The organism is Aurantivibrio plasticivorans, from assembly GCF_055392955.1.
The window spans coordinates 3,333,828-3,345,862 of sequence record NZ_AP036020.1 but is presented as its reverse complement, the minus strand read 5'-3'; the positions used below and the strand labels follow the sequence as shown (position 1 = coordinate 3,345,862).

Annotated in this window: 8 protein-coding genes; 6 read left to right on the top strand and 2 right to left on the bottom strand. The window is 46.3% G+C overall.

Annotated features, from left to right (window positions below; genetic code table 11):
- Positions 1 to 45: 45 nt before the first annotated feature.
- Complete coding sequence (locus ACZ5NB_RS14975) at positions 46 to 1,710, bottom strand: carboxylesterase/lipase family protein (RefSeq protein WP_464107569.1); 1,665 nt, start codon at positions 1,708 to 1,710, stop codon at positions 46 to 48.
- Positions 1,711 to 2,301: 591 nt separating this feature from the next.
- On the opposite strand from ACZ5NB_RS14975, the gene ACZ5NB_RS14970 reads away from it, so the two are divergent.
- Positions 2,302 to 3,159, top strand: coding sequence for an SDR family NAD(P)-dependent oxidoreductase (locus tag ACZ5NB_RS14970; RefSeq protein ID WP_460239157.1), 858 nt, complete (start codon positions 2,302 to 2,304; stop codon positions 3,157 to 3,159).
- A gap of 27 nt (positions 3,160 to 3,186) precedes the next feature.
- On the opposite strand, the gene ACZ5NB_RS14965 is transcribed toward ACZ5NB_RS14970, so the two are convergent.
- Positions 3,187 to 3,837 (bottom strand): TetR/AcrR family transcriptional regulator, encoded by a 651-nt coding sequence (locus ACZ5NB_RS14965; protein WP_460239158.1) that lies wholly within the window; start codon positions 3,835 to 3,837, stop codon positions 3,187 to 3,189.
- Between the two features lie 144 nt (positions 3,838 to 3,981).
- Here ACZ5NB_RS14965 and ACZ5NB_RS14960 point away from each other — a divergent pair, with 144 nt between their 5' ends.
- From ACZ5NB_RS14960 to ACZ5NB_RS14940, 5 genes are all read left to right on the top strand, one after another.
- The gene (locus ACZ5NB_RS14960; protein WP_460239159.1) at positions 3,982 to 5,418 is read left to right on the top strand and encodes a sodium:solute symporter family transporter; all 1,437 of its coding nucleotides are present in this window, start codon (positions 3,982 to 3,984) and stop codon (positions 5,416 to 5,418) included.
- A gap of 262 nt (positions 5,419 to 5,680) precedes the next feature.
- Positions 5,681 to 7,918, top strand: a complete 2,238-nt coding sequence (locus ACZ5NB_RS14955) for a TonB-dependent receptor (protein WP_460239160.1) — start codon at positions 5,681 to 5,683, stop codon at positions 7,916 to 7,918.
- 81 nt (positions 7,919 to 7,999) lie between these two features.
- Positions 8,000 to 9,601, top strand: a complete 1,602-nt coding sequence (locus tag ACZ5NB_RS14950; protein WP_460239161.1) for a class I adenylate-forming enzyme family protein — start codon at positions 8,000 to 8,002, stop codon at positions 9,599 to 9,601.
- Positions 9,585 to 10,490 (top strand): alpha/beta fold hydrolase, encoded by a 906-nt coding sequence (locus ACZ5NB_RS14945; protein ID WP_460239162.1) that lies wholly within the window; start codon positions 9,585 to 9,587, stop codon positions 10,488 to 10,490. The genes ACZ5NB_RS14950 and ACZ5NB_RS14945 overlap by 17 nt, the downstream gene beginning before the upstream one ends.
- Before the next feature lie 255 nt (positions 10,491 to 10,745).
- Positions 10,746 to 11,990: an NAD(P)/FAD-dependent oxidoreductase gene (locus ACZ5NB_RS14940; RefSeq protein WP_464107568.1), complete on the top strand. Its 1,245-nt coding sequence runs from the start codon at positions 10,746 to 10,748 to the stop codon at positions 11,988 to 11,990.
- The last annotated feature ends 45 nt before the right edge of the window (positions 11,991 to 12,035 follow it).

Here is a 12,035-nt window from a genome sequence, read left to right as displayed (position 1 = left end):
TGGCCTTGATAGTGTGCAGGGTGTTTTCTTTTTGATCTTGCCTAGTTAGCTCAACCCTAAAACGTCTTGCATTATTTCTCGTCGTGACGCTATGGGATCAATGACATTTTCACTGTTATTGTTAATAACCATAGTGTTTCTCTGTGTTCTCGTGAACGGTTTCCATGTTGGTAGAGTCCCGGCATTAGGGTTTCCGCTGCGCGCAAATTCTATCCATGTGGAGCTGACTTTAGCGGCGAGTGCTCTTTCTTCTTCAGTGCCTGTCGTGAATCCTGCGGTGGTGTGTTCGGTTTCTGTGTTGTCAAACACAAAGGGAATGTCTAAAGCATGGGGTGTCATTAACGAACCGCCAAAAGTGTTGGTCGCCCAGGTTAAATAGTAGGAATAGACCGGTGCCGTCTTGAGGTCCGAGCGTCTTTCGGCAATTGTTGTGCAAGGCGCGACGTAGCGATGATCGCTCGCAATGAGGAAAAATACTTCCGATGGTGAGGCTTTGGGTTGTGCGGCTTTATATACCTCGATAACGTCTTTCGCTTTGTTTGCGCCAACCAGGCCCGCTACGCTTTTCATTAGGCCTGCATCATCAAGGCTAAATAGAGCTCGATTTCCTCGGAGAAATAACGTCATCTCGGTGCGGTTTGCACCAACAATTAACGGTACGTCTGGGTTCGCGGTGGAGGCTGTTGGATGAAATGAGCTAGCCGGTAATGTAATGCCATCAACAACCGGCGCAAAACCATTGAGCATCGGTTGAAACCCAGGCTCTTGGCTTAGGCTTTGATATGCAGCAATTATTTTTCCTGGGTCAAGTGCTTGCAGGGCGCGCATATCGCCTTTCTTTAAACCCAATTTGTTCATTAGTTTTTGAGCAAGTTCAGCGCCGTCGGTTTCAGATACTAGTCGCAGAGAAGGTCCGCTTTGTATAACGGCTCGATGAAATAATCCTTTGGCCGCAGGCATGGCTAACAGTGTTCCGACTTTTCGGCCACCGCCTGATTCTCCAAAAATCATCACACGTTCAGGATCTCCACCAAATTGTTCAATGTTGCGTTGTACCCATTTAAGGCCTGCGACTAGATCGAGCATGCCTGCAGCACCTGCACCAGCGAAGTCTTCACCGCCTTGGCTTTCCATATGGGTGAATCCCATTGTATTGAGTCGGTGGTTAATGGTGACCACCACAACATCACCACGGATGGCTAGGTTCGTTCCATCATAATTGGGAGTTGAACTGCTAAGCGTCGTAAAGCCACCACCGTGACACCAAAACATCACCGGACGCTTTTTGTTGCTGTTAGGTTCAGGTGTCCATACATTAAGCTTCAGACAATCTTCGCTTTCTCCCGCATTGAGAGCACCGCTGGCATCGATTGATTGTGGGGCTATCGGGCCATATTTCACAGCCTCTAATACTCCCTTCCAGGCTACCGCTGGGCGCGGCGGTTTAAAGCGGTTAGCGCCTCCCGTATTGGCGCCATAAGGAATCCCTTTGTAAACGCTGATACCTTCATCGATATAACCTTTCACTTTTCCTTTATCGGTCTCTACTACTGCCGACGGTGTGCTGGCATACGCTTGAGATGGCAGCCAAAGACCATTGGCTCCCACTGCACCTGCGCTAGCCAGCAGGCCGCTTCGTTTTAAAAATTGGCGGCGAGTTTGATTGTATAGTTGGCTGGGTAGCAGTTGGCTAGGTAATAGTTTTCGCATGGAAACCCCTTTTAGAAAAAATTCTATTATTTAGAACAGTTGTCTGTTTGATTTATTTTTCATTATTCTAACCAGCTTAGATTTTTAATTGAAATCTTATGATGCTTCTTTACTCATGGCGCTGGAAAGCTTTAGGTGTGCTCATTGAAGCTGGTTCACTTAGCCTGGCTCAGTACGGCGTTACCTCAAAACATGCTGAGTTTTTCGTGAGCCAGAAAATAATATGAGCGGGCAAATTTAAGAGGGTAATAATAACAATCAAGCTGAATATTAAGAGGAGAAACCGTCCCTAGTAGAGGCAATGATTTACCAATGACTGCGAAGCCTGCTCACTTTTAGGTTTAGTTTTGAGATTCGGAGGCATCGTATAAACGTATGTTGTTAAATAATGGTTTATTCAAAACGTTTTGGTGATCACACAGTCTGTGTTCTCGAAGGGTTTTTGGAATACCATTTTTTTAGGCACAAGAGGCTAAATTTTAAGATGTAAGTATTCAAAAGCCGAAGTATGTACTTGCACTTAAAGAAGTTTTGTCTTCCAATGCCATCGGGAAGTTGCAACTAATTGGGTATAACGCTGGAAGGTCAATCATGAAAAGTTTCTCAGACAAAACGGCAGCGATTACTGGGGCGGGCTCGGGAATCGGCCGAGCTTTAGCGATCGAGCTTGCCACTCATGGTTGTCAGCTTGCATTGAGTGATATCAACATGACATCGCTTCAAGAGACGCAAGCTCTACTAGGGGATTCGTCCATTAAGGTGTCACTGTATGAGTTAGACGTCGCCAACCAAGAGGCCGTTCAACAATGGGCAGACCATGTTTATGCTGAGCATGGTCAAGTTAACCTATTGTTTAACAATGCTGGTGTTACCTATGGGACATTGCTTGAAGATTTAGAAATGGACGCCTTTGAATGGCTAATGGGTATTAATTTTTGGGGCGTGGTTTATGGAACGCAGGCATTTCTACCATACCTTAAAAAATCCGGCGATGGACATGTGGTCAATATTTCTAGTTTATTTGGTTTATTGTCGATGCCACAACAAGGGTGCTACAACGCTGCTAAATTTGCAGTGCGCGGTTATACGGAAGCATTGCGGATGGAGCTAGAAATGGAGGGGGTCCCTGTATCTGTGACTTGCGTGCACCCCGGCGGTATTGCAACAAATATAGCGCATAGCGCCAAAGTGAACGAGAAATTATTGATGCGGCGAAATGCTTCCGTCGCGGACATGCGCCAGGCCGCAAACGCAATTATTCAGGGAACTCAACCGAAGAAGGCGGCCCAGGTTATCTTAAAAGGCGTGCAGAGAAATCGCCGCCGAGTGCTGATTGGTAAAGATGCTTGGATCCTCGACAAAATAGTGCGGCTATTAGGGTCTTGGTATCAGCCGCTCATTATCAAAGCTGCTCACCTTCGTAACGCCGGTTTGGCTAAACTGCGGTGATGAGAATTTTCGCGGTCGTGCACGAGTTTAATCGCTATTTTTACACACGGCCCTAAACCCTGCGGCGACAAACGGTACCATGTGTTCATAGGCTGAGTCGAAATCTGTGGAGAGACATTTACCATTCGACAGTTGGTCTATTCGGCCGGTTTGAGCCAAGGTTAGGGTGAGCGCGCCTGATAGGTAATGGTAGCACCAGTAGATGTGTTCATCGCTAGCGCCGGGAAGCGCGGCGCGCAGTGCATCGATAAACTCTATAACTAGTTTATCGTATATGTTCGGCATCATTTCTTTACTCCACACTGGCGATGCCATGATGTAAGCGAGTAGCGCTAGATAGTGTCGCCAGCCTGGGTCGCCGGTTTCCTGTGCAAGCTTCAGAGGAAGCAAGAATGCTTCGATAATCTGTTCGATAGTTTGAGGCTTGTTTCCCGCTTTTTCTTTGCTGGCATAGAGTACTTTTCGGCGCGAATTGTTGAGCAGATCTGCCCGACGCATGAACACAGCGTCAAACACATCGCGCTTTTTGCCGAAGTGGTAGCTGGCTAGGGCTACATCGACCTGCGCACCATTGGCGATATCCCTCATGGTCACGCCGTCAAACCCATGTAATGCAAATAGCTCTTCTGCTACGTCTAGAATTCGGTCACGCTTGCTGACGCTTTTAGCTGTATTCATTCCCCGCCCTTAAAGTCCCCATTAAATATCTTAGTTACTACTTGATAGGGCGTAACAATATCACACTTGCAAATTCAACGCTTGTTGAATAGACTGTATTTTGATCGATATGAAGCATCTAATAACAAGGATAAATGCATCATCATGAGTGGTCCTGAAATATTTAAATACGGCTTAATGAGTGCCTATATGGGGCTGGTGTTCTGGCTATCGTGGATAGGTATGCGCCGCACTCGCGATATCCAGGGGTTTTCCATTGGCAACAAGGATATGAGCCCCATCTTGGTCGGTATCACCTTGGCCGCCTCTATCGCGTCTACCTCCACCTTTGTTATCAATCCGGGTTTTGTTTATACCCATGGTCTTTCGGCTTACATTCATTACGGCATTGCGGCCCCCCTCGGTATTTTGAGTGCGTTTCTATTGCTGACTAAAGGTTTTTTACGGCTCGGTGAAAGCAACAAGTCTGCGACGATTCCTGAATGGATTTTCCACCGCTATCAGCACCGGGGTCTAAGCGTGTTTTTTACAGTGATCAACCTTTTGTCTATTGCCTTTGTCGTGTTGATCCTGGTGGGCTGCAGCATGTTGATGGCGAGTTTGTTTCCGGTTTCAGAAAAGGCCGCGCTGATTATTATCCTGTTGTTGGTATTTTCTTACGTCATCATGGGTGGGACTTATGCCCACGCATATACCAATACCTTGCAAGGCATCATGATGTTAATTGTCACGGTGTTTCTATTTGCTACAGGGTTTAAATACTTTGATGGCGGCTTTACTAAAGTGATTGATGCGGTCGGTAGTGGCTATGGTGATATATTTAATCCTGAGAGCAACTTGTATTTCGATTTTTTCTCTGTGTTTTTAAGTGGCTTTATCGTGACCTTCGCGCTGATGTTGCAGCCACACATTCTGACTAAAGTGTTATACCTTCGCAGTGAAAAAGATATTGGAACCTTCATAGGAACGACGGTAATCGTTGGAACATGTTTTACGTTGATGCTGTTGGTCGGCTTCTACGCACGTATAGCCGGTGTTGATGTGTCCTCGCAGGATGCCGTTGTAGGTGAATATTTGCTACATGAATTCTCGCACTCTGTGTGGGGCCAATATGTATTGACGTTAATTTTTATCACGTTATTGGCTGCTGGCATGAGTACTCTTGATGGAATATTGGTGTCGCTATCGGCAATGGTCGTAAAAGATATTGTCTTGCCTTTCACCGGAGATGCAACCAAAGGTCTATTTTGGTCCCGCATCACCTTAATACTAATCGGCTTGGCTGGAGCCGCTGTCGCTTGGGATCCGCCGCCTCTAATCGGGCTCTTTGCGCAAAAAGGTGTTTACGGGTTGGCGGCAGCGTCATTAGTACCAATATTGTTCGGTGTGCTGTTTCAAGGGCGTATACCGTTGTGGGTTGTCGCGATTGCAGCTGTAATGGGTTTGACCATCCACTTAGTTCTTAACCTCTTTGGCGGTGTAGAGAATCCCGCTGTATCTTCTAGCTATGCGATTTTGGCTTCGAGCCTATTTGCTCTGTTGGGCATGCTGGGAAATAAATTGTTGACCTCTAATAGCTAATAAAAAATCCACTTTAACGAATTTGTTATAAGGGGAATGTTGACATTTCAACACTTGTTGAATATTGTCGATTCTGAATTCAACAAGTGTTGAAATATTGAGATGTCGATGTGAAGTCAGGCGAGTTTTACCTCCCAGTGTGCTTCGAGCTTGGGCTCCAGGTTTCGTGAGGTCAGTTTGCGCAGTCGCGTCGAAGAATATGATTTGAAGCTAGATATATATAAATTAATAACGATGAGCCTCAACATAGAAGGTCACAATTATGAATAATAAATTAACGCGTATTGGTTTGGTTGGTACCGCAGCAGTGGTCACAACGATAAGTTCATTCAGTTTTTCGACAGTTGTGTTCGCCGCTGAACCCGGAGCTGTGATTGATGAAGTAGTCGTTACGGCGCGGAGAAGAGAAGAAAATCTGCAAGATGTTCCGGTGGCGGTGAGTGCGTTTAATACAGCTGAGTTAGAAAAGCAGGGTGTCACAGATATTACACAGCTACAGCAGAACCTACCTAACACAACACTCCAAACGAGCCGCGCGACCAACTCAACCTTAACGGCCTATATTCGGGGTGTCGGTCAGCAAGATCCTTTGTGGGGTTTTGAGCCTGGCGTAGGAATTTATATAGATGATGTGTATATCGCCCGGCCTCAGGGTGCAGTTTTAGAAGTGTTGGATGTCGAAACCATTGAGGTATTGCGAGGGCCACAAGGAACGCTCTACGGAAAAAATACAATTGGTGGTGCATTAAAATACAACACTCGTCGTATTGGCAATGAGCCAACGTTTGAAGTGACAGGCCGAGCAGGTAGCTATTCGCAGCGAGATATAATCGCATCCGGTTCTATGCCGATTATTCAAGATCGATTATTTATTGGCGGCGGTATAGCTTCGCTTCAACGAGATGGTTTTGGTGAATTTCGCAACACCGGCGATGAGAACTACAGCAAAGATCTTATGTCCGCTCATATGAAGATCGAATGGCAAGCGTTGGACAATGTATTGGTTGGTTTCAATGCTGATAGGACAAATGATGATACCGACCCGCGCGGTGGTTACCGTTTAACAGAAAGTCTGGTAACGGGCCAATTACCTTACCGTAGTGTTTACGATTCCGATACAAGTATGCCTAACGATAATGAAGTGGTGACTAAAGGCGTATCGTTGCGTGTCGCTTGGGAAATTAACGAAAGCTTTGAATTTAAGTCGATTACATCATCTCGCAGTGGTGACACGTATACCGATATTGATTTCGATTCTACGCCAGTGAATTCGTTCGATGTGCCCGCAGTTTACGATGACTCGCAATTTACTCAAGAATTTCAGTTTAACTATGCAGATGAAAATCTAACGCTTGTATCGGGATTGTATTATTTTGAAGGTGACGCGTGTGGAGCATTTGATGTTGTGCTTGGCCTCGGCGGTATTACGCTTGAAAATGGCGGATGTGTTGACACTGAAAGCTATTCGGCTTTTGCACAGGCTAGCTACGATCTTTCTGATCGTTGGTCGATGAGTATTGGTGGCAGGTATACGAAAGATGAGAAAGTCGCAGATGTGTATCGCTATGTTTACTCAGGCGTTAAATATCCAAACGATGTCGCAACTCCCATTGCAGTTCAATCAGACTTTCAAGGTGATGAGAGCTGGTCAGAATTTTCGCCCCATATAGGAGCGCAATTCAATATTAATGATGACTCTATGCTGTATGCGTCTTTTACCAGCGGCTTTAAGTCGGGTGGGTTCGACATGCGCGCGAATCAGTCAGTAAACCCAAATGCTAACGACCCGTTTGATCCGGAAACAGTTAACAGCTTTGAATTAGGGTGGAAAGCTGCTCTATGGGAGTCACGTTTAAGGTTAAACACTGCGCTATTTTATAATGACTATCAGGACCAGCAGGTGACCGTGCAGCGTGCCGTAGGTGCTACTGATTTTGCGTCGCAAGTCGTTAATGCGGGTGAGTCAGAAATGAAAGGAATTGAATTGGAAGCGCAGCTTTCACTCTTAGATAATTTAAACCTTGCCTGGACACTCGGCTACATCGATGCGGAATTTGTTAGTGTTGAAACGTTCGATCCTAATGTCGGAGCTGTAGTCGATGTTTCTGATGTTTGGGTGGTGTCCAATACGCCAGAATGGTCTTCCAACTTGGCTTTAACCTATTCCCTTGAGTTGGCAGGTTGGCAGAGTCAATGGCAAGCGAGTTGGGCATTTCGTGATGACACCCATATCTTCGAGACTCCATCAGTATTAGATGAGGACAGCTACTCATTGCTGAACGTGAATATCGTATTCACCTCTCCCGATCAACACTGGGCTGTTGGGTTGCACGGGAAAAATCTAACTGACGAGGAATATCGAGTCGCTGGATATAACTTTGCAGCTACGTTTGATAGCAATGGTAATCTTGTGGCTCCTGGTTTGGGCGGAGAAGATACTGTGACGGGGTTTTATGGCGACCCCCGCACAGTAACCTTATCTATTGGTTATCGATTTTAGTTCCCTAGTAGTGTGTAACCCCACTCGGGGTGGCCTTGCCACCCCATTTTTTCTTCAAGTATGTATTTCGGAACTTATAAGATGATCCCTGCTTTTGGAAACAGCTCACCATTACTTCCTGATATTTTTTCTTTGCATGGAAAATGGAGAAACAATCAACCTGCTGTAATTTGTGAAGATGACTCATTGTCATGGCGCGAGCTGATGGATTTAACGCACCAGTTTGCTAATGGCGTCATAGCGAAAGGCATACAACGTGGCGACAGAGTGGGCGTTGTGATGTCAAATGGTATTCCAATGTTGCAAGCGCTATTGGGAATAATGTCAGCGGGCGCCGTATCGGTACCGATTAATCTGTCTGTTAACTCGGAAGCGTTGGTCAACATGATGCGAGATGCCAATGTATCCGCAATTATTGTTACAAGTGATCAGTTATTTCGCATCGACGCATTGCGCCAAGAATTGCCCGCCTCGGTGGAATTATTCGTCTGTGATAAAAAACTGACTGATGAGAAGGAGTGTGATGAGAAGGAGTGTGATGAGCAGTCCAGACATTGGATAACAGTCGAAGAGCTTTGCGCTTCTCAGCCCAATTCGCAACCAGATGTTAGTATCGATCATGATAATTTGTTGAATATTATTTATAGCTCCGGTACTACAGGTATGCCAAAAGGTATTGCCCATACTCATCAGGCACGTAGAGACTGGGCTTATGATTTGGGTATTGCATTACGATACAACGGTGGTGCAAAAACATTGGTTACAATCGGCTTGTATTCCAACATCTCTTGGATCGGAATGTTATGCACGCTAATTGCTGGTGGGACGTTAATAATTCATAAAAAATTTGATGCCAAATCGTTTCTGGACGATGTAAGAGATCGAGGAGTCACTCATACTGCCATGGTGCCGTTGCAGTTTCAGCGAGTATCGGAGCTGATGCATTCGCACCAACATGATGTGAGCTCAATGCAAGCAATGATGTGTTGCGGCTCCCCTCTGCACGCGGATCTCAAACAAACACTATTTGAACAATTTCCCTGTGGAGTTATCGAGCTCTATGGTTTGACTGAGGGCATTATTACCACCTTGGAGCCGGAACAAGCGGAAGGTCGTTGGTCTTCTGTCGGCAAACCGTTGGTTGGCACCGACATACTCATCATTGATGATGAGGGTGCCCCACAAAATAGAGGGGTTAGTGGAGAGGTGGTCTCTCGCGGCCGCATATCGATGGCGGGATATTACAACAATCAAGAAGCGACAAACGCGAGTGTGTATATCGATACTCAAGGGGTTAAGTGGCTTAGATCAGGTGATATTGGTTACCTCGACAGCGACGGATTCTTATTTATCGTAGACAGAAAGAAAGACATGATTTTGTCCGGTGGCCAAAATATTTATCCGCAAGATATTGAAGCGGTGTTAAAAAAACATCAATGGGTCGATGATGTCGCGGTGATTGGTGCAAAAAGTAATCGCTGGGGAGAAACTCCTGTAGCGCTGGTCGTCGCTAAAAAACCAAACATTGATACGCAAAGCTTGAAGAATTGGGCAAATCATAAATTAGGTAAGCAGCAACGTATTACAGATATAAGAGTGGTTCGGGAATTACCTCGCAACCCGAATGGGAAACTATTAAAGCGTGAATTACGTAAAGAGTTTGAAGATGTCGTCTACGAATAAAAACAGTCATAGTTGGCAGGATGTGTGGTGTACAAGCGGCGATGGTTTGAAGCTGCATGCACGATATTATGGTGAAAGAAACGAAACAAAACCAACAATCCTATGTATTCCTGGTTTGACGCGAAACGCAGCTGACTTTCATGCGTTAGCGGAACATCTGTCGAAATATTTTTGCCTGTTCTGCGTTGATCTTCGTGGCAGAGGTCAGTCCGATTACGATAAAAATCCGGAGAATTACACACCGGCTGTATACATGCAGGATGTACTTGGCATGATAGATCAGCTATCGCTACGAAACATCCTGTTGATTGGGACGTCGCTTGGCGCACTAGTTTCAATGCTAATGGTAACTCGGCAACCTCAGCTCTTTGTGGGTATTGTTCTAAATGATTTTGCTCCCAAAATCGAAGCCGCTGGTCTAAAGCGTATTCAATCCTATGTTGGCAAATTGCCGCCAGTACACGATTGGCAGGAGGCCGCTGATCAAGCGAGGTTGATTAATGGCCGTGAGTGCCCCGGTTTGTCGGACGATGAGTGGCTGGCTTTCGCGCGCAATTTGTATCGTGAAAATGAGTACGGTATCCCTGTTTTTGACTATGACCCCGCGATTTCCCAGCCGCTAAACGAAGATGAAGGCGATATAAGATTTTACGAAATGTGGCCGGTGTTCGATAACTTACCGAATGTTCCCCTGCTGATGCTACGTGGTGCAAAGTCTGACCTTGTCGCGGCGAGTACAGTCATCGAAATGGAACGAAGAAAACCCTCACTGGCGGCAGTAGAAGTGCCGAATCGTGGGCATGCGCCTTTGCTCAATGAAAGGGTTTCCTTAGCGGCTATTGACCGGTTCCTGCGCCCTTTTTATCAGGGGAAAGTGGCTGAGCCCTAATATGTGAAACGCCAATGCTTAGGGCTGGGTATTTCGTGTCGCAGCGCGGTATGGGAGAAATAGGTCATCTTCCAGTGTCGACTACGGTAGTTAAATTTTCTTGGATTAGTGCCTGATTATTGTGCGGCGCAACTCTTTTTTGCGCCATTTTAGGCTTTTTGTGTGCGCCATGGCTCCCTATTTTAGTGCCATTTGGCCATGGCCTGCTTTGTGCATTGCTAACCCCACCCGATTTTAGATGTAGTTAATACGGCAATGTCTCAAATAAAGCAGTCTTTGGTAGTCGTTGGCAACGGTATGGCGGCTGGCCGTTTGTTGACTGAAATGCAGGCCTACGACCTGTCACGTTTTCAGATCACTGTGATTGGTGACGAGCACCAGGGCAGCTATAACCGCATCATGCTTTCCTCCGTTTTGGCCCGAGACTCCATTGTGTCTGACATTATTCTTAAAGACCGCAATTGGTTCGATGAGCACGGTATCCTATTTCATTGCGGGCAGGTTTCCGAAATTGATCGGACTTGCCAGCATGTTGTGTGTGAAGACGGTACTCGGTTCAGCTATGACAAATTAGTCATTGCCACGGGTTCGCGTTCCGCAAAAATTCCGGCAGATAATCAACAGCTAAAAGGTATCTACTCGTTTCGCAGCATTGCGGATACCGAGCAGATTATTGATCAGGCACAACAGACTAAGCATGCGTTGGTCGTTGGCGGTGGCTTGCTAGGCCTAGAGGCTGCCTATGGTTTGGCAAAACGCGGAGTAGAGGTCACGTTGGTGCATCGCTCTGGTTGGTTGTTGAATCGTCAATTGGATGAAGCGGCCGCGCGCTTGCTACAACGACAAATGGAGAGTCTTGGCATTCGCTTTGCGTTACGAAACGAAGTGGTCGAGTTTTGCGGCGCTGCAAATTTGAGTGGGGCAAAATTGAAAGATGGTCAGCAGCTTTCAGTGGAACTCGCCATTATAGCGACGGGCATAACGCCCAACGCAGAGCTGGGGTTATCTGCAGGTCTTCTTGGCGACCGGGCGATTCAAGTCGATGATTATATGTTGACGAGCGACCCAAACATCAGTGCGTTGGGTGAAAATGTTGAGCATCGCGGCAAAACATTTGGTTTGGTTGCACCCATATGGGAGCAGGCGAAGGTACTGGCGGGTCGTCTGTCGGGCCAGCCAACACTCGCATTTGAGAATCAGCCAGTCGCGACCAAATTGAAGGTTTCCGGCATACAGCTTTTTTCCGCAGGCGAGATAGAAGAAGCTACGAATCAACAGTCACTTCTATTGCATGACGAAGCGGCAGGTATTTATCGTAAGTTAATACTTGAAGAGAATCGTGTAAAAGGGATTGTGTTGTTTGGGGATGTTGCTTCCGGGCAGTTCTATTTTGATTTAATGCAGAGAGAAGTGTCGGTAGAAGCCATTCTGCCGGGTCTCATTTTCGGCGAAGTTTTTCTCGAGAAAGACATTGTCCGTGACCTTTTATCCGCAGCTTAAGGATTATAAGCTGGAGTTCCCATTTTGTGGCGCTGTTGGCGCTGG